The organism is Neobacillus rhizosphaerae (genome assembly GCF_050477885.1).
GTDB classification, from domain to species: domain Bacteria; phylum Bacillota; class Bacilli; order Bacillales; family Cytobacillaceae; genus Neobacillus; species Neobacillus rhizosphaerae_A.
The window spans coordinates 12,128-33,900 of sequence record NZ_JBCNAC010000129.1; the positions used below are offsets into that span (position 1 = coordinate 12,128).

A 21,773-nucleotide genomic window follows, 5' to 3' on the forward strand; every position below is an offset into this window, starting at 1 on the left:
AGCCTCACGTTTATATTGAACGCAAGGCTATATTTTAACATTCGAACTTAGAGTTTAATTAATTTATTAAACACCAGCACCTGTAATTGCTGTCACAGCTCTATTAAATAAGTTTGTAATTTCAGTACGCATTGTTATAAGCACTGCTACTACTCCAACTGCAATAAGTCCTAAAACTAAACCATACTCAGTCATACCTTGTCCTTGTTCTTCAGTAAATAAAGCCTTCATTTTTTTCATCATTTGTAAAAACCCCTTTTCAATTTATAGTTAAATAGTTTCCAATTTTTGTTTCCGTTTTTTGAATCATGCCTGCTGGCAATTCTAATACTGACTTTGCTCTTTTGTGATACTTTCCTACTGTTGCAGGCTTTATCGTTTCGTCCAGGCCTACAATTTCAAAATCTTCACTTAAGTAAAGGACATCGATGGAATAATTCATGAAGTATGTGTGAATGGATTGGCAGGGTTGGATTAACAAGCCGTGTCCTGCTGGTAAACTTTTCGAAAACATCAGCCCTTTTAATCTTTTAAAAAAGGTATCAGCTGTTGATAGATTGTTTGCCAGTTCCGCTCCGTTTGACAGATTCACGACTTTCACTTATTTCACCTCCGAATAAAAGAAATAACCCCGCCTTTACCGAAAGGGGGGTTAGTAAAATAGACTGACTAAATAGACATAGGAAACCTATGAGTAAATAGTAGTACTAATATGAAACACCCTATTCTTTCGGTAACTGGCTGGCGTAGTGCAAAAGCACCTTAGCCCCTGTAGCTTTGCGTCACTGATTTTCATCAGCTTTGCCTTTATCGAGAATCAGTGCTTGTTTGTCCGACTGATCTCTTACTCACATAATAGAACTTTTTCCCCTTAGAGAATATCCTACTAAAATACTATTTTGTATAGAAGTTTATAGGTGTTTTTACCTATTTTAAACTTATACCCTTATAAAATCGACATAAAATGCGTAGATAATCCTCAAATTACCTTAGTTGCCAATTTATTTAGGCGAATCATTCACCATACAATCGCCTAGACATATAATTTATAGATACCAATAAAAAAGGATGTTGATCATGCCAGCCATCGTTGGAGTTGCACAGGTTATTACCCTTGGAAGCAGTTCAGTTTTCCATATTGGCGATGTGTATAAAATTATGCCCTTCTCTACGGCCAAAACTTTCTCTGGAGCTGGTTCCTTTAATACAGGGGAGAGTTTACGTCTCAACAACAACATGAGCTCCACAAATACATCTGACCAAGATGGAATCGATCAACCAATTACCCTCAACGCATAAAAAATGGGTGGTCTAAAATGAATTACTATATTCAGCAGTCAATTCAAATTAATTTTATTAGAATTGGAAGTATTTCCAATTCTTCTGTTATGCAAATTGGAAGTGCTGGAATGATAAAACCTTCAGCATACTTATATAATACAGGTGGATTTACAGCGCCAGCCCCTAAGCCAATTCAAGCTCTAGGAAGCTTAGTAGGTACACCCGCCGTACCGTTACAGGCAGCTGTTAGAAAGCAAGACAACGCAGATGGAGACAAATAATCCTTTCAGCTATCTTTTTGGGCCCTTCGAGACTATCTATAGTGAGGTGATTTCATGTATCAAGATTATTCTCAATACCTTCAATGGCTGCAAATGTATATTCAAGCACAAGAAAAGAGAATCGTTACCTTGGAAGCTACTGTTCAAAAAATGCAAGAAGAAATGAAGCAAATAAAGGAGAAGCATCCTATTCGAGTCGATAAAATTGAATATAAATTTGATCAATTGAAGGTAGAAACTCTTGAAGGAACATTAAACATCGGCCTTAATCCTTCTGACTTATCTGAAATTGAAGACTTTGCAGTTAAAAACCAGCAAATGAACGTCCCACCTGCACCGAAGGATCAAATGCAGCGATCCATGAAAATCGAGGAAGCTATTTACAGATATCTTGAGACAGATTTACCTTCCATAGTAGAATCCACCCAAAGAGAATTAGATGTTCCACCGAATGAAGCTTATTTATCCTTTATCAAGCAAGATATAACGAAGCAACTTCCTAACCGAATTGAACATCATTTAAAAGCTAGTCTACAGAATCACCGGTCATCAGAAAATACAAATGTTGATGACTTAATCATCGAAGCAATCAAGCAGGAAATTAAAAATGGAGTAACCGTGTTTTTTACTAACCTGCCAGAACACGTGAAAGGGATGAAACCGGAATGAACTTTGAAGTCTATAACCGTGACCTAATCGTCCAAAATATAAAAATTATTGGGGTAGCCAGCTCATCATTAGTCTTGGTAGGCGATACGGAATCGATTCAATTAGCATCAACTTTTGATACACCGGCTGAATCTTTGATTATTGGCCCTTTTGTCCCACTGCAATCGGACGTGACTTAATTATGCTTGCTAGATCATCATGTGTAGATGCAATCCATATAGACATCGTCTCGTTTTCTTCTATCCTCCAGCTAGGAGATTCCTGCATTATAAATGGATTTTCTAAAGCACTCGCTGTACAAAGGGAAGCAGAGCAGTTTTATGGAAATGAAGGGGATCTTGTTTCCTATCCTGTCTATTATGAACCAATACCCTTCGAACCATTATACGAGGACCTTTCATTTTCTCATCATCACTTAAACCCAGTTATTAAGGTTCATCACATTGACATTATCGCTATTTCATCCGCCTCGCTATTACATGTAGGTAACAGCAAAGATGTTTCAATGGAGGTACGGGTAAAGCATATCAGACAGCTTCTTCCTGTTCCTAGAGAGGAAGATCAAGAACAAGGACAATGATTAACGCATAGGTTAGATATTATATGGAATCAGTCAATGAAAAGGATGTTTTAGATGCCAGCGATTATCGGTCCTGTACAAATCGTTAACGTAGGCGGGGGAATTGTGCAATTTGGGGATGCTTTATATATTTCACCGAAAAGCGGGTCCAAAACAAATGCCGGCTCAGGAGCATTTAATACTGGAGGATTCATTATAACAAATAATGGATTAAGCGGTACGAATGTTCTTGATACAAACCTTATCGACCAGCCTATAGCGGGTAATAATTAAAAAATGAGGATGACTCAGATGTCACCCTCATTTTTTTATTATCTTTATTTATTAACCTTTAAGATATGGGCTCCATCAAAGAAAAATAAATATCTTTCTACAACATTTCTTTTCCAAATCTGTTCAATCGCCCTTGTATATAAATTAATTTGCAGCTTGTAACGATCTTCAAGGATGGGTTTTGCCTGCGAAAAACCACCTTTATACCTGTCTGTAATTCCATCTGATTTATAATCAATTAGCACCAAGCCGTTTTCATCTTCAAGGATGCAGTCGATAATTCCTTGTACAAACACTGCTTCCTCTGAATCTTTCCAATTTGGGTAAACTTCTCTTGCAGGCAGTGAGAGTGTGAACGGGATTTCCCTATGAATAGCTTTCGCATGAAAATATCTTTGCCCCAATTCTGAATGAAAAAACTGAACAATTAATTTGCTATCAATTACCACTGCTTGCTCTGGGGTTAGCAACTCATTCCTTACCATCCCTTCAAGCTGATCCTTTATCGATTCCTCACTAATTGGTATTGATAGGTCTACATGCTGCATCACCATATGCATGGCTGTCCCCCGCTCAGCAGGGCTTAACTGTTTTTCCTGCATAAACTTAGGTCGTTTGGATATGGTCTTCTTAAATTGTCGAACAAGTTCTGTACCGCTATGTTCATCCGCTATTTCCCTACTGCGTTTGATTTCAGAAACCGATTGCTTTGAGCGATGGATTGCTGCGCTTGGATGAGAATATTCCCAAGTTAATCGGTCTTGTATTTCCTCAGCAAAAAGGGATTCTACTGGTACTGGCTCTGTCTTTTGTACCATCTCCATAAAGTGGTCTTGTTCGATTTCAAGTGTTAGTTCCTGGTTTTTAATTTCTTCAGCATTTAGTAATGAAATGTTCCATGAAGAAGGATGATTGGTGATTTCTGATGGAACATGAATATTGATTTCACCTCTAGTTCGTAATTCACCACAGTCTTGATGGCGAATAACTGCAGGACCAATCCAATCGATGTAGCTATTTGCTGATGCCCTTTCATAATCCTTTAACAGCCATTCTGTATTAGAGGAGACATCATTCCACTGATCTATTTTTTTAAGGGCATCCTTTAAGGTGGCCGTTGCATATAGTTTCTCTTTTGCCCTTGTCATCGCCACGTATAATACACGCATTTCTTCGGCGAGCATTTCCATTTTCTTCTTCCTCTTAAAAGCAATTTGGGGCAGCGATGGATACGATATACGTTTCTTTATATTGACATACTTTGCTGCAAATCCATATTCTTTATCAAGCATATATGGTTTACGAATATCGGACAAATTAAATTGTCTTGCCATTCCTCCCATAAACACAACCGGAAATTCGAGCCCTTTACTGCTATGGATGGTCATAATCCTCACAACATCTTCCTGCTCACCTAAAGCTCTGGCAGCGCCTAAGTCATCCCCTCTTTCAATCATTCGTTCAATAAAACGTAAAAAGCGGAATAACCCACGGAAGGAGGTTTGTTCATATTGCCGGGCTCTGTCATAAAGCGCTCGTAAATTAGCTTGGCGCTGTTTTCCACCGGGCAAACCACCGACAAAATCATAGAACTGAGTATCACGGTATAACTGCCAGATTAAGTCCGACAGCGAGCCTTGTCTAGCCAATGAACGCCATTCTGTTAGAGCATCATAAAAGCGTCGGACTTTTTCATAAAAAATTTCAGTTGTCTCATCAGGCTTGCTCTGACAAAAAGCGGTAACGGAATCCCAAAAGGACCCCTTTTTCTGGTGAATACGAATTTTCGCTAGTTCCTCCTCATTTAAGCCGACGATAGGCGAACGCAGCACGGATGCAATCGGTATATCCTGGGAAGGATTATCAATCACTCGGAGCAAGGACATCATAATCGCTACTTCGGTTGCCTCAAAATATCCAGTGGATAAATTGGCATAGATGGGAATGCCTTGCTGCTTAAATTCCTCCATGATTTGCGGTGCCCACGTCATGGACCTTAGCAAGATGACAATGTCTCGGTACATTAAGGGACGGTTCGTCTTCGTTTTCGTATTATAAACCGGTGAACCCTGTTGGACTAATTCTTTAATTTTAGCAGCCATTACTCTGGCTTCAAGCTGAGATTGTTCAAGTTCAGCTGCATCAAATCCGGCCTGGGCCATTTCAGCCACTGCTTCTGTTTCCTCAGGGTTTTCTTGTGATTCAGCATTTTGATCGATAAGAATCAGCTCTACAGGAAATGGTTCATCGTCTGGATACGGTGCTCCATTCCGCAGTTCTGCTGCTTCATTGTATTCGATTTCACCAACTCTAACACCCATGATTTGTTTGAATAAATAATTGGTCGCCTCGAGTACTTCTTTTCTGCTTCTAAAATTTCGTGCCAGATCGATTCGCAATCCTGTTGATTCACCAGTAACAGTAAAACGATTATACTTGCCTAAAAACAGGTTTGGCTCTGCCAACCGGAACCGGTAAATGGACTGTTTCACATCTCCGACCATGAACAGGTTGCCAAATTGCTCCTCATCCTTCGTCACCAGCTTCAGTATTGTTTCTTGTACCATATTTGTATCCTGATACTCATCACAGTAGACTTCTTTAAAATGTCTTCTGTATGCAAGTGCTGCCTCTGAAGGTTGAAATTCACCTGCATTGGAATTTTCCCCTGTTAAAATTTGCAAACAGTAATGCTCGAGGTCAGCGTAGTCCACTAGCCCTTTTTCTCTCTTTGCTTTTTCAAACCGCTCAGCAAATTCTTTTACAAGATAGACAAGTGTTTCAATTAACGGTTTCATTTCTTCCATATCACGCAAGAAACCATCTGGCTTACGTGAAAAGAGTTCTTCACCAATATCTTGAATTTTCTTCTTTGCTTTTTCACGCAGTTTTTGGGCCTTCTCTGCTAATTCCTTATCGAAGTGATCACCCTTCACTGGCTTTGCACGTGAAAAGGACCATGTTTGCATGGCTTGATACAGCGTCTCCCAAGAATCTTCTTTAGCTTTTATTAATGTATCAATTACATGCAGATCATCTAAAAAATTCTCCGCTCTAGGTGCTGGTCCATTCGGAAGCTTAGTGATCTCCAAGCCTCGCTTTATCATTTCCTTTGAAGCTTCCAATTGCAATTCAATATCAAAAAGAAGGGCCTGGACAAAAGGAAGGTCTTCTATATTTGTTGTCGAAACAACATTATACATATCAATAATAGATTGTAAATATTGCTCCGGTAACGGATTCGAACGGGCAAAGTCATAAATCGATCGCACAATATCCTGCAGTGCATCGTCACTTCGGTCACTCGTAAAAGAATCAACTAGGTTAAAAAAGGCTTCGTTATCTGGTTTGCCATATTCTACTTCAAAAAGCTCGTCCATTACTTCATCTCTAATTAGCTGTGCTTCTGTTTCATCTGCGATTCGAAACCCAGGGTCCACATCAATCAAGTAATAATACTTCCGGATAACCTCCATACAAAAAGAGTGAAGAGTTGAAATGGATGCTTTATTTAGTAAGCTGAGCTGCTTTCTTAAGTGCCGAGAACCGGGATCCACATCAATCGCTTTTTCTAATGCTTCTCCAATTCGATGCCTCATCTCCGCAGCGGAAGCATTCGTAAACGTCACTACTAATAATTCATCTACATTGATCGGGTCATCTGTTGAAAGAATCTTTTGGATGATTCTTTCAACAAGGACTGCTGTTTTTCCTGATCCGGCCGCAGCTGCAACGAGAATATCTTTATTCTTAGCCATAATCGCTTTCCATTGGTCTTCTGTCCAAGTGGCATCTGCAGGTTTCGGAGGGATGAAAGAATTACTCATTTCCACTCAGCTCCTCTCGGATTAAATCAAGTACCTTTTCATTTGATAACGGTGCAATCACACGGTAAGGATTACTCTCAATTACTTCATCTAATTGACAAACTGATTTATAAGGACAGAAGGTACAAGCCTTTTTGTCCTTCTGTTTATATGGAGAAATCTCTACATGTCCATCGACGATAGCGTTCCCCGATTTCTGATACAACGTCCTTACATAATTTCTTAAATCATTAAAATGCTCCATGCTAGCAACTTTTGAACGCTTGGTTAAGTTTCCATCCTTTTTAATCCCAGCGGATATAATGTGCGAATCACCTGTCTCAAGCGTTTGGTCCATGAGTTTGATTACACTTTGGTCACTTAACAATAAACCATTCATCTTAAATTTCTTCATAATTTCTGCTTCAATTTCATCCATAGTCAACAATTTTGTGGAGTTAATAAGCGGATTATGAACGTGAAAATAAAGGACTCCTGCAGGACTTGCCTCCATCTCAACTAATTCCTTTGAGTAGGTCATAACAATATCCAAATAGGTGATCATTTGCAGGGAGAGACCATAATATACATCACTTAAATGGACGTCTTTTTCACTTGATTTATAATCAATTACCCTTAAGAACACATTATCGTCTTCACTCTTTGCTTGATCGACCCTATCAATTCGCCCTGCCAGCTCCATTCTCTTTCCATTTTTCAAAGGAAAGCTTAATGGTGGCAGCTCCGCGTTTGCTCCAAATCCCAATTCTAATCCGATTGGGGAGAATCCACTTACTTTTGCATGCTCACTTAACACAAGTGAAGCACGGGTAATAATTTGCTCTAATTTCCGTTTGATATAATGATGCCTCTCGGAACTCAACAAAATCTCGTTCTGTAATTTTGGAGCTATGGCATTGACCGCTTCTTTCGATAATTCCTCACATTGCACTTTCGTTAACTGCGCCCAGGAGATGTTTTGTGTATTAACTGTGTCAGATATATACTTTATAGCCGCATGAAATAACTCTCCTATATCAGGCGCTTCTAAGCGGAAAATTTGTCTTTCTCGAAGCCTTAAACCATGCTGAACAAAATGAGTAAAAGCACAGCTATTAAACAATTCCATTCTCGAAACACTCGCCTGAATGTTATCACCATATAATTCGTCAGCCACCTGTTTAGAAAGCTGTACCGTCTGGTTTGTATAAAAAAGGCTCGAAAACACTTTTTTTGCCTTTTCCTTTCCCGGACTTTCTAAATAATAGTTATACACATCCCACCAGAGATTTGAAATCGGATAATTTCGTTTGTTCAACTGAAGTTGGGATGTCAAATAAGATAAGGTTGTAGTAAAATTTGTAATAAAGCTTAGCTGCCCCTCTTCCGGCAATTCTGCTGGGTCTGAAACATAATAATGTTCTTTCGCCTCAGGGAACATGTCTTTTATCCTCTTGATATACGAAGAGGCAATTAGAGCTTTCCCTTCATCATTTGCTAATGGATAGGTTACGTAAAGCTCCTCAGCGGGTGCAGTAAAAGCTTTATACGCTAGAAAATTTTCATCCAGCAAACGTGTTCGACTGCTTGGTGCAACGTTGATACCAGCTGAAAGAAGCATTTCCCGGTCTTCATCTGATAGTATTCCTTCGTCTGAAATTTTCGCTGGCAATACTCCCTCATTAACGCCAACCACGAAACAGACCTTGATATCCATTAATCTTGATTTCTCTAAGTCTCCAATTAATACTTGATCTAATGCGGGAGGTATTAGGGAAAAATGCAAAGACTCAAATCCAGATTCTAAGATAGTAGCAAAAGACTTTAGTGAAACTGGTTCATCTCCTAAAATCTCTACATATTGATCTAATAAATCAATTACCGCGTTCCACACCTGTTCGTGCTCTCGCATTTTCACAAGATTACCCTTTTCTTCCGCTTCCACTTTCCACTTTTCAAGCTTCTCTGGAATATCTAATTCTTCTAAAAATAAATAGATGGCTTCACAAAGTTTGCGTCCGGTATCCGCCTTCTTCAATCGCCTTGAGAGGCGGAAAAGCGGCGCCGTTACCATTAGCTTTAACTCATTAAATTCCTGCTCCATTTTGCGATCGGCATCTGTTTGTCCATTTCCCGCTAACTCCAGCCCTCTAATTCTCCGGTAACTCCAGCGATCCTTTTTCGTCCACTTACTTCCATTAATGCCGTAAGCAAGGACGTAATTTTCAAGTCTATCCATCTTCTCCCGCATTTTTATCGGATTTTCCTGTAACGGATAGATTAATTCGGTTTTAATGACTCTGAAAATAGATTCATAGCGCCAGTATGTGTTAATGACTTCCAGCGTTGAGCGAATTAGCTCGATAAGAGGATGATTTAACATCGTCCGCTTTTGGTCAATAAAATAAGGAATCTGATAATCTTCGAATACTGGTTCAACAATTTCATGATAGTCTTGTCCGTTACGGATTAATAATGCGATGTCTCGGTAGCGGTACCCTTTTTCTCTAACTAAGCGGCGGATTTCTCTTGCAATTCCTTCAATTTCAGCTCGGCGGTTGACCGCTTGGCAAATATTAATTTCCGTCTTCTCATAAAAAGGAATGACCGGGCGGGAATCAAAATTCCCCTCTAAATGACGTAAAGACAGATGGCTCCATTTTTTTTGCTCTTGGAGGGAAACAGGCTCCTCCACTTCTATCCCTTGATCCCTTGCCAAATCATAAATGGAATAACAGGTTTCACTTGATAAGCGAAACAAATCAAGCTCATCTGGTCCAGATTCTACCGATAGGCGCTCCGTTGTCAACGCGATGGAAACCCTTTGGCAATGTTTCATCAACTCAGTCAACACACGATATTCCTGCGGAGAAAAGCTATAAAATCCATCTATATAGATTTCTGCTTCTTTCAAATAAGAAGAACTGGATATCTTCTCTGATAGAAGACGGAAATAATCCTCTGAATCAATATATTTACCGAATATTTCCTCTTCGAATTTTTGATATATGATTTCTAAATCCATTAATTTATCATTCAGGGCCATTGAACCTGAGGTTTCTCCTGGTCCAATTTGCTTTGGGGCTTGTATTAGTTCCTCTGGACTAATACAATACCTCTTAAATTCGATAATCATTTGCTCTACTTGCTGAACGAATCCAGTCTTATCCGCAGCTCTTTGAAAAAGCTTCAATTGGTCCCTCTGCTCATCAATTATTTTGCGGATTAACATGTTAATTCCGACATTACTTAAATGCACTCGACTTATTCCGCCTGTTTCCTGCAGAATTCTCCATGCTAACCGGGAGAAGCTAAATACTTGTGCCCGAATCATTCCCCCAAGCTTTAGGTCAGTAGCCAAGCGGTATTCAGATAAGAATGTCATCTGATCAGGAACAATATATATAATGGGAGTACCTTCTGGTTGATTAATCAGCCGATTACGAATTTCATCAAGGAACATGGATGTTTTGCCGCTTCCTGATCGTCCAATTACCATTCTTAATGACATATGCCAACCTCACTTCCTATAAACTGTCAAAAACTCTATCTTTCATTTTATCATAAAAAGCAGTACAAATGTTTGTATCTGTTTATTGCGATTAAAACCATAATTGGTATTTTTCCGCAAAAAAAACACGATTTTACCAATCGTGCCTGTCCTGCTCTAAAAATATTGGCTATGTTAACCTGCCTGTTGATTTCCGCTCCAAGGGGGTAAAAATCAACACTGGTCTTTAACACAGCTAAAATATTAAAAATGGACGTCCATTTCATTTAATGGCCAGTAGCGTAAATCTACTTTTCCAACCACTTGGGTTGCAGAGATAAAGCCGAATTGGCGGCTGTCCCAGCTTCCTAGTCGATTATCACCCAATACGAATAATTTCCCTTCAGGCACTATATTTTCGCCTGTTATTTCTTTCAAACTAAAATCGCCTGTTATTTTTAAACCAGGTGACTTCTGTTTGTAAACATCTAAAAATGGCTCTTCGTACTTATGTCCATTAATATATAATTGATCATTTCGATACTCTAGTTTATCACCTGGAAGCCCAATAATTCTTTTAACAAAATCTTCTTTTGCATTTGCGTGAAAAACGATTACGTCAAAGCGATTCAATTCCCCCACTTGATAGCCAAGTTTATTCACTACAAGTTTGTTACCATCTTGTAATGTTGGCATCATTGATTCGCCTTCCACAATATAGTTGGAGAAGAAAAATGTGCGAATAAAAGCAAAAATAATAATACCTATTGCAAACGCCTTAACCCATTCCATTCCTTCCTTTTTCCATTCAATCTTCATTGTAACTCCTCCTTTTCTCCATCTCTTTTTCTCTATATAATTCTTCATTATGGTCAGTTTCTGTACTCTTATTCAATCTAAATTCAATTCTTTTTCCTATATACCAAAGAATGAAAATAACAAGAAATACTATGACCGTGCGAAAAGGTTTTGTTATTAATGAATGAATATCATACCCAATAAAACTAATTGTGAAAATCATCACCATTTTACCAATGCATACCGCAAGCATATATTGGGCTGTGCTAATTTTTGAAAGACCAGCGACAATATTGACGACTGCCGATGGTGTAAATGGAAAGCAAAGGAGTAAAAAAAGCGGACCAAAACCGTGGCGTTCCACCCAATCCATGAGCTTACGAACCTTTGGATGCCTCTGCAAAAAAGATAATAATCTTCCTTGCCCATATCTCCTAACAAGCAAAAAAACCAATAGTGCTCCGATACAAGTTCCAATCCATGAATATAAAAAACCTAACCACAGTCCGAATGCACTAGCATTAGCCATTACAAATAGGAATAATGGGAGAAACGGAAGAAATGCTTCAATAATGGTAAGCAAGATGCCAGGTAATGGACCTAGGGCTCGATATTCCTGTATTAGACTCATAATATTTTCAAGCGTAAACCATGCTTTCAGTGCATCAAAGTCCATCCCTTTTCTCCTTTATTTTTTTGTCCTATTCCTTTTGTACTATAGAGGTATCACTGGGAAATGAATTGATGAAGAGCGTCTTTATTCTTTTCGACATCAATATCTAAAACAGCACCTTCTCCTTTAATTCGTGGCTCAGTAAAACTGTCTTCCACAGGAATTCGTAAGGTAGCTACATTTCCTCTTTTATCTGAAAAGAAATCCTTTGCCATAAATAGCATGTCAGATGTGTCCATATTTGTTTTCACATACGGAGTGACTACACCAATCAATTTAGGCAGTTTCGTTATTGTTTGAAACCCACTCAATTGGTCTCCAATTGCCTTCACTACCTTTTGTTGCCGTTCAACCCGTCCAAAATCACCTACAGCATCATGACGGAAGCGAACATATCCAAGCAGTTGTGTACCGTTCAATCTTTGTAGGCCTGGTTCTAAAGTGACATCGATATTTGCAGACATCTTTTTCTCTACATTGATCTCTACTCCATTAGGAAAAGCTTCATCAATCAACTGAGCAAAACCTTGAAAATCAACGATTGAATAGTATTGAAGGTCAATATCAAAGTTCTGTTTAATCGTTTGTCTCATTAACTCTGGGCCCCCGAGTGCGAAAGCCGAATTAATTTTATGTTTCCCATGACCAGGAATTTCTAGATAACTATCTCTCATAATGGATGTTAGTTTGAAGGTCCCTTTGTCCTCATTGTAGTGTGCAATCATAATGGTATCTGCCCGGGACTTTTCTTTCCCTCTGGCATCACTTCCAAGCAATAAAATATTCGTATCTCCATACTGATCTTTTTGTCCTTCAAATGTATAGACTTCTTCATTATCTGTACTATCCTTATTTATTTTCTTTAATGATTGATTTACTCCTTGTTTAAATTGAAAATAGGCATAACCAGCCCATGCTCCAACTAATAGTAAGAATACAAGCAAAATGGACGTCCATCTTCTCTTTTTCTTATGTTGATGTTTATCAGCTCTCATTCGTTTACCACCATTCGTCCCTGTTTTATCTTCACCTATATATGACTGATATTTCTTTTTAAAGGTTTCTCCATTTAATTCATTTTCCCCTACCAGATATCCTTCTATTAATAAAAACTTTCTCATAAATCTGGCGAAATTTGCAACAAAGAAAGCTCGCCACATGACGAGCTTTGGTAAAAATAAAGTCCTATTGCTTTTGTTGTAGCTTTTTCGTAAAATAAAAAAGAACACTTGTTCTTATTTTCACAGAAAGGTGGAATATCCATGACCCGAATTCCAGAGAATGATCGTGACATTATGGAGAAAGCCATTTATTTACCGATGGTTCTGATTGTCCTAAACCGGGATTTATCTGTTGTAGAAAAAAGTCCTTTCAAATTAAAAAAACCGTATTTGGACTTGATTGAGGAAACAATGAAGGAAATTCAACGGGAATTGGCTGAGGTAAAACAATATATGAAAAAAAATAAACTCCAAGTCATTGAAACAAAACGGGACGACGCCTTTACGATGTACATGTTTATTTACAAAGGCTATGAGGAAAACCATAATTACTTTAATCCACGAATTCGAAATAAGGTTCAAGAATTAATGGAAGCCTACTTACTAAAAAAACATCTGTCCCGGTAAAATAATGGGTAGCAACTCTTATTTCGGATTCGGATTTTTTATATGATTCGTATATTCTCGTTGGGTTTCTGATGCCTTTCCTAATTTAGGTCTGTTTATTAAATAAAACGTCTTTTTATTTCCCTTTCTTTCCAATCTTTGTAAAAACCTTGCTTTTACATGAGAAGTTCTTTCCATCTGCTTGTTAAAAGTAATATAAGGAACATCGAATAGAAGTGATTGTTTATTTTGAAACAGAACTTTAGTTTTCACACCTGGTGCTGGCGAATGATTTTCAATTTGTGATGGTGAAAACCACATACAAAAAGAACTCTCAGGTGAAGCAGTAGGAAAAAAGAAGATGTCGTTACTCGGCTCAATCGCAATTGGTACTTTACGCGTGTAATTAGTTAGATCCTTTGTTGCCCTTCGTCTTGATTGGTAATCCGCTCCATAAAATTCGCAGCTATGTTTGATAATATCGAACGGTTTAAATGGAGACAAGAATTCACCATCCGTCTCAAAGATCTGAGAATATATTTTACTGCCGTATTCCACTGGTTGTATAAACATGGTGGATGAATTTACCTCATATTCTTCAATTATTTTTTGCTTCAACCCATTCAGCTCCTTTGATAGTATCTATCACATCTTACCACCTTCGACAAAAAATTCATTGTTTTTTCTGAATTGTTGCTAAATTGTTCACAATATATGTCAAGTGATTATTTTTCAGAAAATTATAAATAGTATTGATAATAATGTGAAAACTCCATATAATAGAAAAAAGCATCAGAGGTGATTTTCATGAATGAAAAATCATACACAGAATTAATGAAACTTGGTGCCATGAAACGCAATCAATTGAAAGAGAACTTCATCCAGGATTTGTACATCGACATGCTTTTATCGGAGATTCAGCTAACTGTGGAAAAAGAAAAATTATTACGCAAGATTGATTTGGCCATCGACAGGCGAGACAAACGATCATTTCTCCTACTATCTGGACAGCTCAAGGACATTAACAAGCGTTTTGGAACGTAATTTAACCTTTATGAACCGCCTGTATTGGGCGGTTTTTTGTTATGGCTTTAATTAATAAAAAGAGGCTGAAGTGACGCAGAATCTTCAGCCAAAGTGTAGTTATTTATTTTTAAGTTTTATTTCGTATTCCTCCAGGCTCGAAATTCGGTCGAGCATAGACGGATGTGTATAACGGAAAATTTTCACCAAGAAAGGAGGGTTGATTTGACTTAAACCTGAGCGGCTTAACTCCTGAAATGAAGTAATCGCAGCTTCTGGATTTTTCGTCATCTCAATCGCATATTTGTCCGCCCGTGTTTCCTGATAGCGAGAAGCAAAATTCGTAAATGGACTGGCCGCAAACATAAGCATGGATAAAATCATGAAAAATAAAGGTAGTGAACGTATATCTGCTACATCCGTTATTTTAAGTTCCTTTCCCCAGCGCTTTGTTGCCCAGTTCATCAACCTATAGGTCAAATATAATCCCAGCAGGGAGAGTAACAGATACCCCCCAATTCCGAAGTATATATGTTTTTCGACGTAATGACACATTTCATGTGCCATAATGAAGAGGATTTGGTTATCATTCAACCGATTCAAAGTAGTATCCCATAGGACAATCCTTGCATTAGAACCAATTCCCGTTACATACGCATTTAAAGAATTTGTTTTATCTGCCATATTTACCTCAAAAACATGCTGGGCTGGAATGTCTGCCTTCTCTGCTAAGGATAAAATTTTTGTTTCTAATTCCTTATTTTTCAACTGATAAAAATCATTGTATAGTGGGTCAATAACAACTGGTTGCAAGAACATCATAAATAAGGTAAACGGTATGGACAACAGCCATCCGTAGAGCCACCAGCGTTTATTGCTTTTTTTCATAAGCCAATATAAAACAGGCACAATAATCAACCATGTCCCATAATTAAGCCAAAAATCAATTAATTCATCCTTCATCCAGGAAGGGAAAGATTGATTGGAAATGTGATACGTCTTAGATAAAGTATAACTAATATAATTTAAAGGAAATGTTGCTAAGAAAGCAAAAAAGGATAACCAAATTAGATAGATCGCCATTTGCAGAAATTTGTACTTTGAGGAGCTTTCTGCCCAGCGCTTGAAAGCTCTAGAAAAGCCAAACAATAATAGTAAAAAATAAAACAGCCATTCAAAGGGTGTAGATAAAAAAAACAATAGATTTCTAATCTTTGAATACTCTTCGCTCAACATGAGCTCCCTACCATTTAAAAAGGTAGCCGGGTCAGCTTTAGATCCTTCATATTCAAAAGGTAACTTTGTATCAGCAAAGTAAAATAAGTACCAATAAAAAAACAATCCATACAGACAGAAGGCCAATACCGCATAGACCCCCATTTTTCTTACCATCATTTTGTCCCCCTTTGTGTACAGCCTCTCTCTATATTTAGTTTAGTTTAATCTGCCGGTTTTAGAACCATAAAAAAAGCCGGTACATGACCGGCTTACAGAAGATACGAATATAGAGCAAGGACAGCAATGGAGCCAAGGACAACTACAATTACATTTGCACCTAAATATGCGGCAATAAAAGCTGTGGCTGCCCCCAATACACCATACCAAATATCTCCCTTTTGAATAAAAAGAATAGCTGGAAAAATCAATGCACCGAGAGTAGCGTAGGGAACATTTTTTAAGACGCCCTGAACAAATGGTGGCAGCTCTTTTCCTTTAAATAAAACAAACGGCAACATTCGAGGTATATAAGTGACCAATCCCATTCCAATAATCATCCAAATGATTTCACTTTTCATGTTGTACACCCCGATGCTTGTTTTTCAATACTTCACCTATTTCGATCAAAATTGCTGATAAAAGAGTTGCCGTAACTATAGCCCACCCTTGGGCCATTATGTGATTGACGGTAAAAATCGTGTTAAAAACCGCACCAAGTGCAGCTAGAAAAACCACTTTTACACTTTTTTTCATGGAAGGGACTAATAGACCGATAAACATTGCATAAAGTGCTACACTCATGCTTTCCTGTAAGGTTTGTGGCAAACTTGCTCCAATAAGGTGACCCACTCCGGAAAATACAACCCAGCTTGAATAGGACACGGAAATAACACCAAACATAAAGCCGGTTGTAGCAGTGCCTTCTTTCGTGGCAACCACAGAAAACGTCTCATCCGTAATGCCAAAAGAGTATAGCAGTTTATTCAGTAAATGGTCTTCCTCACATTTTTCCGTTAATGAGGTACTCATTAAAAAATGACGGATATTCACAATAAACGTCGTTAAAATAATTTCGAAGATTCCCGTCCCGTAGGCGATCAGACTTAATGATATATATTGTGATGCACCAGCAAACACAATGAGGCTCATTAAAACTGTTTCGTAAATGGAAAGGCCTGATGTTTTTGCTAGAAGTCCAAAAGTTAGTGCGATGGGAAAATAACCAATCCCGATCGTTATGCCAGCCTGGATCCCCTTTTTAAACTCAGATGTCTCTCTCCCTATTGCCATATCTGCCAACCTGATTCCCCCCATAATCCATTTCTCATATAAACATAAATTTTAGCAAATTTTCAGGCAAAATAAAAACAAAAAACATGGCGGAGGCCATGTTTATTTCCCTTTAAAAACTGGTTTCCTTTTTTCTGCAAAGGCTTGCAATGCTTCCACCCGATCTTCAGTTGGCAGCGTTACCTCGTAAGCCTTTCGTTCAATTTGAAGACCTGTATGTAAATCTGTATTCATGCCATTTTTTATCGCATACTTTGCCTGCTGTATTGCGACGGGGCCGTTTGCAAGCAATGGTTCGCAAAAAGCAAAGCACTCATTCAATAAGTCTTTCCGCTCAACAACCCGTGTTAGCACCCCAGCAAACAACGCCTCATCTGCCGTCATTCTTCGGGCAGATAAGATAAGCTCTAAAGCTTTTGCCTGACCGATTAAGCGAGGGAGCCGCTGTGTTCCACCAGCGCCGGGTATGATAGCCAGACCTGTCTCCGTTAGTCCCATTAACGCTTCTTTAGCAGCTATGCGAAAATCACAAGCTAAAGCAAGCTCCATCCCCCCGCCAAAAGCAAAGCCGTTTATCGCTGCAATAGTAGGCTGTGGTAGTTGGTCGATTGCATTGAACACCTCATTGATTTTAAACAAATTTCGTTTCACTTGCTCATCCGTTAAGGCTTTGCGCTCTTTTAAATCAGCACCCACACTAAAAGACTTTTCACCCGCCCCAATAAAGATCACGACCCGAACTTCTGGATGAATCCGGATATCTTCTACCTTTTGCTGTAATTCTAGCAATGTCTCATAATTAAACGCATTCAGTGATTCCTCACGATTAATGGTTACGATTGCCATGTGATTAGATATTTGTAGTAAAATTTGTTCCATCAGAACTCCCCCTTTATATAAATCAATTCGAAAAAGACAGGCCAAATGCCTGCCTTTCATAGAAAAAATTTTAACTTACTTTCCAACTGATTGTGTCACTTGCGTCCTTAATGCTCGTCTTAATATTTTCCCAGTTGTGTTTTTCGGGAGTTCTTCTAAAAACTCAATCGATGATGGAACTTTATATTTTGCCAAGTGTTCTTTACAATATGCCAGTACATGATCAGCTGTCAAATCTGGATTTTTGCTGACTACATACGCACTCACTGCCTCCCCCTGGTTTGGATCAGGAATTCCAAGAACAGCTACTTCGACGACATCTGGATGGTCATAGATTACTTCTTCTACTTCACGTGGATAGACATTATAACCGCCAACAATAATTAAATCCTTTTTCCGGTCAACAATATAAAAGTATCCGTCTTCATCCATTTTTGCAATATCACCTGTATAAAGCCAACCATTTCGAATAGCAGCCGCGGATTCTTCTGGCATTTTATAATAACCCTTCATAACATTGGGACCATGAACGATTAACTCGCCTGCTTCACCCACAGGTACTTCCTCCCCAAGTTCATTGACAATTTTGTTTTCCACGTGGAGAATGGAGCAACCAATGGAACCAGGCTTGCGCGGACGATCAAGCGGGTTAAAACAAGTGACCGGCGATGCTTCAGATAAACCATACCCTTCAGAAATCAATACATTGAACTTCTGTTCAAAATTCTTTAACAAGGCAACTGGAAGAGAAGCTCCACCAGAAATACATAAACGTAACGATTGTAAGTCATCTGGATTTCCCTCTGGATATTGATAAAGGAAGTTGTACATAGTCGGAACACCGGCAAACACAGTAGCCTCATAGTCTTTTATTAGCGAAAAGGTTTCCTTAGGGCTAAATTTCGGTGCAATCAACAGGGTTGCTCCAGTTAGTAACGGGGCATTTAAGGCAACCGTCAAACAGAAGACATGAAACATTGGGAGAACAGTTACCACTCTGTCATCTTGATTCATTTTTAAATAATCCCCAACATCACTGGCATTGCTATACAAATTCTGATGGGTTAACATGGCTCCCTTAGGTTTCCCTGTTGTTCCAGATGTATATAGAATAATTGCTACATCGTCGTCTTGAAGATCAGGCCCTTGAAAAGAGATATCCCCCATCCCCACCACTTCTGTAAACGATTTCATTTTAGGGTAGACAGAAAGAGTTTCAATTTCAGATGATTCCAGACTGTTAGGCTTTGTTTCACAAAATACATAATGCTCTATCTTTGGTAAGAAAGTGTGCATTTTGTCTGCCAATGGGATCGCTAAGTCGAGGGCAACGACTGCTTTGACATCACCATTATTTAAAATGTAGCCAATTTCATCTGCAGTATAAATCGGATTTACGGGGATAACAGTTACCCCTAACCGTAAAGCCCCGTAGAGACTGATGATAAAATGCGGTGAATTACCTAACAATAGTGCAATGTGATCCCCTTGTTTAATTCCTAATTTTTCAAGACCTGAGGCAAATTTGGTAATTGCAACATCTAATTCGGCATAGGTACTCGATTGTCCCATAAAATAGTACGCTGGTTTATCAGCATAGACCTTTGCTGTTTCGTGAAACTTGGTTGATAAATTCATAGTGTCCCTCCCCATATGAATGAATACTCATTCAGTTAATTATAAAAATTTTCTAAATATATTATATTGCGAGAAATTTGAGTATTCAAGTATAATACCTTAAAATCTCTTAAAAAAAGAAGCTGATTCAGTTGGTGCCTGGCACCTTCCTAAGTCAGCTTCCTTATTTTAGATAATTATAAGTATATTATATTGCTACTTTTTACGGCCCAGATTTCTCTTATCTGCATGCATTTCGGGCACGTAGACCGCCTCTATGTTACCGGGCCCTCGGTTCTTCATGCATTTCGGGCACGTAGACCGCCTCTACGTTACCGGGCCCTCGGTTCTTCATCCTTTTCGGGCACGTAGACCACTTCTACGTTACCGGCTCCCCTTATCTTCATGCCATTCGGGCACGTAGACCGCTTTCTACTAGTGAATCTACATTTCAGCATTATTAATAGATCAAATTAATGAATTCCTCCTTGGTGATGTTTCCAAAATAGCGGGAAATCTCCAAGTCTGCAAGTGCCTTTTCTAAATCACTTTTTTCATAACGGAGACCTGTTAACCTCGTCTCGATGTCACTAACATCGCCTACACCGAAAAAGTCTCCATAAATTTTACAATTCTCAATTAGTCCTTTATTAACCTCCAGTCGAACATCAATCGACCCAACGGGGAACCGATGTGAGTGCTGCAGATTAAATTTCGGGGACTTCCCATAGTTCCATTCCCAATTTTGGTAACGTTCCTTCGAAAGCTGATGAATTTTTTCCCAATCATCTTCCGTCAGTACATATTCAGGAATATCCTCTTTTCCTTCAAAAATATGCTTGAGAATGAGAGAACGAAATTCTTGAATATCTATTTTTTCAGGTAGAAACTCAGATATATTGGCCACACGACTACGAATAGATTTAATACCCTTTGATTCAATTTTATCTTTTTTTACCTTTAAAGCCGAGACGACATGATCCATTTCTGAATTGAATAACAGAGTACCATGACTGAACATTCTGCCTCTAGTAGAAAATTGGGCATTCCCGGAAACCTTTCTTCCTTCCGCAAGTAAATCATTTCTGCCACTTAGTTCCGCGTTTACCCCTAAGCTTTTTAATGCCTCCACAACGGGCTCAGTGAATTTCCGGAAATTATGAAAGCTCTCACCATCGTCCTTTGTAATAAAACTAAAGTTTAAATTCCCTAGGTCATGGTACACTGCGCCTCCACCAGATAACCTACGAACGACATGGATCCCATTACTCTCCACGTACCCTGTGTTAATTTCTTCAATGGTATTTTGATTCTTGCCGATGATGATACTTGGTTCATTTATGTAGAATAATAAATAGGTTTCATTAATATCCAGATTTTTTAGTGCATATTCTTCTATCGCTAAATTAATACGAGGATCTGTAATGCCTTTATTATCGATAAATAACATACTATACTTCCCCTTCTTATAGTGAAATAGATTGGAATTCTTCTGCAAGCTTTATTATACCAGTAAATTGTGTAGATGCCTCCTCAATTAACTCAGATAATGTACCGTATTGCGGTAAATGAGTAAGGACTAATTGCTTGACGGATGCCTGTTGAGCCAACTTGCCCGCATCTAGACTATTCATATGACCAGCTGACTTGCCGTTTTGATTTCCGTAGAAATTACACTCACATAACAGGACATCTGCATTTTTGCTATACTCAATAAATTCTTCTTTAAATGAACTGTCTGCCGTGTATACTAGCGACTTTCCATCGGCTTCAAATTTCATCGCATAACATGGTACCGGATGATCTGTTTTTAAGAATGATACCGTAAAAGGTCCGATTTCACTAGTACTTGCAGGATCATACGCAATCCCTTTTGTAATTTGTTTGTAGGTTAATTTCGTAAATTCATGGTCATCATAATGGTGACCATATATAGGAAGAGTTGGACAAGTCTTCCCTAAAAATCCTAGGATTAATCTTGCATGCTGCAACACACCAATATCCGCAGTATGATCCGGATGGTAATGTGAAATAATAACGGCATCCAGTTCTTCTGGTTGAATCACATTCTGCATCTTGGAAAGTACTCCACTTCCACAATCTATTAATAGTCGAAAGCCCTTATGTTCAAGTAGGTAGCCTGCACTTGCTCCATTTTGCTTAGGGTATCCACCCCAAAAACCAATTGTTGTTAACTTCATAATTAAACCCTCCGTTTATAGTACTATTTTTAATATACTCAAAATCAGTCTAATATCCTAATCAAACGGCTGTGTTAAAGAACAGTG

General features: G+C 38.5%; 23 protein-coding genes and 1 riboswitch. Of the genes, 8 read left to right on the top strand and 15 right to left on the bottom strand.

What is annotated here, in order from left to right; genetic code table 11:
- Positions 1–66: 66 nt before the first annotated feature.
- Together ABES03_RS18185 and ABES03_RS18190 are read right to left on the bottom strand one after the other, a co-directional pair.
- Positions 67–243 (bottom strand): Flp family type IVb pilin, encoded by a 177-nt coding sequence (locus ABES03_RS18185; protein ID WP_430119238.1) that lies wholly within the window; start codon positions 241–243, stop codon positions 67–69.
- Positions 244–259: 16 nt separating this feature from the next.
- The gene (locus ABES03_RS18190; protein WP_430119240.1) at positions 260–601 is read right to left on the bottom strand and encodes a DUF192 domain-containing protein; all 342 of its coding nucleotides are present in this window, start codon (positions 599–601) and stop codon (positions 260–262) included.
- A 128-nt stretch (positions 602–729) separates the two neighbouring features.
- A riboswitch (cyclic di-GMP riboswitch) is annotated at positions 730–816 on the bottom strand.
- Positions 817–1,077: 261 nt separating this feature from the next.
- Between ABES03_RS18190 and ABES03_RS18195 the strand changes: the two genes are divergently transcribed.
- Genes ABES03_RS18195 through ABES03_RS18220 form a run of 6 tightly spaced genes read left to right on the top strand, consistent with a single transcriptional unit; the run spans position 1,078 to position 3,084 of the window.
- On the top strand, positions 1,078–1,299 hold the full coding sequence (locus tag ABES03_RS18195; protein WP_308080591.1) for a spore germination protein: 222 nt from the start codon (positions 1,078–1,080) through the stop codon (positions 1,297–1,299).
- 17 nt (positions 1,300–1,316) lie between these two features.
- Positions 1,317–1,562, top strand: coding sequence for a spore germination protein GerPB (locus tag ABES03_RS18200; protein WP_430119242.1), 246 nt, complete (start codon positions 1,317–1,319; stop codon positions 1,560–1,562).
- 54 nt (positions 1,563–1,616) lie between these two features.
- Positions 1,617–2,231: a spore germination protein GerPC gene (gene gerPC, locus ABES03_RS18205; protein WP_430119244.1), complete on the top strand. Its 615-nt coding sequence runs from the start codon at positions 1,617–1,619 to the stop codon at positions 2,229–2,231.
- Positions 2,228–2,410, top strand: a complete 183-nt coding sequence (locus tag ABES03_RS18210; protein ID WP_430119246.1) for a spore gernimation protein GerPD — start codon at positions 2,228–2,230, stop codon at positions 2,408–2,410. The genes gerPC and ABES03_RS18210 overlap by 4 nt, the downstream gene beginning before the upstream one ends.
- 2 nt (positions 2,411–2,412) lie before the next feature.
- Complete coding sequence (locus ABES03_RS18215) at positions 2,413–2,811, top strand: spore germination protein GerPE (RefSeq protein ID WP_430119248.1); 399 nt, start codon at positions 2,413–2,415, stop codon at positions 2,809–2,811.
- A gap of 54 nt (positions 2,812–2,865) precedes the next feature.
- Positions 2,866–3,084: a spore germination protein gene (locus ABES03_RS18220; protein ID WP_308080596.1), complete on the top strand. Its 219-nt coding sequence runs from the start codon at positions 2,866–2,868 to the stop codon at positions 3,082–3,084.
- 44 nt (positions 3,085–3,128) lie between these two features.
- On the opposite strand, the gene addA is transcribed toward ABES03_RS18220, so the two are convergent.
- From addA to ABES03_RS18245, 5 genes are all read right to left on the bottom strand, one after another.
- Positions 3,129–6,911, bottom strand: a complete 3,783-nt coding sequence (gene addA, locus ABES03_RS18225) for a helicase-exonuclease AddAB subunit AddA (RefSeq protein WP_430119251.1) — start codon at positions 6,909–6,911, stop codon at positions 3,129–3,131.
- On the bottom strand, positions 6,904–10,401 hold the full coding sequence (gene addB / locus ABES03_RS18230) for a helicase-exonuclease AddAB subunit AddB (protein WP_430119253.1): 3,498 nt from the start codon (positions 10,399–10,401) through the stop codon (positions 6,904–6,906). Before addB ends, addA begins: the two co-directional genes overlap by 8 nt.
- Before the next feature lie 243 nt (positions 10,402–10,644).
- Positions 10,645–11,199, bottom strand: a complete 555-nt coding sequence (lepB, locus tag ABES03_RS18235) for a signal peptidase I (RefSeq protein WP_309865943.1) — start codon at positions 11,197–11,199, stop codon at positions 10,645–10,647.
- Positions 11,189–11,854, bottom strand: coding sequence for a TVP38/TMEM64 family protein (locus tag ABES03_RS18240; protein ID WP_430119255.1), 666 nt, complete (start codon positions 11,852–11,854; stop codon positions 11,189–11,191). The genes lepB and ABES03_RS18240 overlap by 11 nt, the downstream gene beginning before the upstream one ends.
- A gap of 50 nt (positions 11,855–11,904) precedes the next feature.
- Positions 11,905–12,846, bottom strand: a complete 942-nt coding sequence (locus ABES03_RS18245; protein WP_430119257.1) for an LCP family protein — start codon at positions 12,844–12,846, stop codon at positions 11,905–11,907.
- A 267-nt stretch (positions 12,847–13,113) separates the two neighbouring features.
- Between ABES03_RS18245 and ABES03_RS18250 the strand changes: the two genes are divergently transcribed.
- Positions 13,114–13,479, top strand: a complete 366-nt coding sequence (locus ABES03_RS18250) for a hypothetical protein (protein ID WP_430119259.1) — start codon at positions 13,114–13,116, stop codon at positions 13,477–13,479.
- A gap of 18 nt (positions 13,480–13,497) precedes the next feature.
- Here ABES03_RS18250 and ABES03_RS18255 read toward each other — a convergent pair whose 3' ends face one another.
- Positions 13,498–14,076 carry a competence protein ComK gene (locus ABES03_RS18255; RefSeq protein WP_430119261.1) on the bottom strand — a complete coding sequence of 193 codons (579 nt, stop codon included), beginning with the start codon at positions 14,074–14,076 and terminating at the stop codon, positions 13,498–13,500.
- A gap of 189 nt (positions 14,077–14,265) precedes the next feature.
- Here ABES03_RS18255 and ABES03_RS18260 point away from each other — a divergent pair, with 189 nt between their 5' ends.
- Entirely contained in the window at positions 14,266–14,502 is a 237-nt protein-coding gene (locus ABES03_RS18260) for an IDEAL domain-containing protein (RefSeq protein WP_430119263.1), read from the top strand.
- Between the two features lie 99 nt (positions 14,503–14,601).
- Here the strand turns inward: ABES03_RS18260 and ABES03_RS18265 are convergent, their stop codons facing one another.
- The 7 genes from ABES03_RS18265 to ABES03_RS18295 all read right to left on the bottom strand — a co-directional run bounded on the left by ABES03_RS18265 (position 14,602) and on the right by ABES03_RS18295 (position 21,686).
- On the bottom strand, positions 14,602–15,873 hold the full coding sequence (locus ABES03_RS18265; RefSeq protein ID WP_430119275.1) for a M48 family metallopeptidase: 1,272 nt from the start codon (positions 15,871–15,873) through the stop codon (positions 14,602–14,604).
- 95 nt (positions 15,874–15,968) lie between these two features.
- Positions 15,969–16,277 carry an AzlD domain-containing protein gene (locus ABES03_RS18270; RefSeq protein ID WP_430119265.1) on the bottom strand — a complete coding sequence of 103 codons (309 nt, stop codon included), beginning with the start codon at positions 16,275–16,277 and terminating at the stop codon, positions 15,969–15,971.
- Complete coding sequence (locus ABES03_RS18275; RefSeq protein WP_430119277.1) at positions 16,267–16,989, bottom strand: AzlC family ABC transporter permease; 723 nt, start codon at positions 16,987–16,989, stop codon at positions 16,267–16,269. Before ABES03_RS18275 ends, ABES03_RS18270 begins: the two co-directional genes overlap by 11 nt.
- 102 nt (positions 16,990–17,091) lie before the next feature.
- The gene (locus ABES03_RS18280) at positions 17,092–17,868 is read right to left on the bottom strand and encodes an enoyl-CoA hydratase-related protein (protein ID WP_430119267.1); all 777 of its coding nucleotides are present in this window, start codon (positions 17,866–17,868) and stop codon (positions 17,092–17,094) included.
- Positions 17,869–17,943: 75 nt separating this feature from the next.
- Positions 17,944–19,506: a fatty acid--CoA ligase family protein gene (locus ABES03_RS18285; protein WP_430119269.1), complete on the bottom strand. Its 1,563-nt coding sequence runs from the start codon at positions 19,504–19,506 to the stop codon at positions 17,944–17,946.
- 439 nt (positions 19,507–19,945) lie between these two features.
- Positions 19,946–20,935, bottom strand: a complete 990-nt coding sequence (locus ABES03_RS18290) for a lipoate--protein ligase (RefSeq protein ID WP_430119271.1) — start codon at positions 20,933–20,935, stop codon at positions 19,946–19,948.
- 16 nt (positions 20,936–20,951) lie between these two features.
- Positions 20,952–21,686, bottom strand: coding sequence for an MBL fold metallo-hydrolase (locus ABES03_RS18295; protein ID WP_430119273.1), 735 nt, complete (start codon positions 21,684–21,686; stop codon positions 20,952–20,954).
- Between the last annotated feature and the right edge of the window lie 87 nt (positions 21,687–21,773).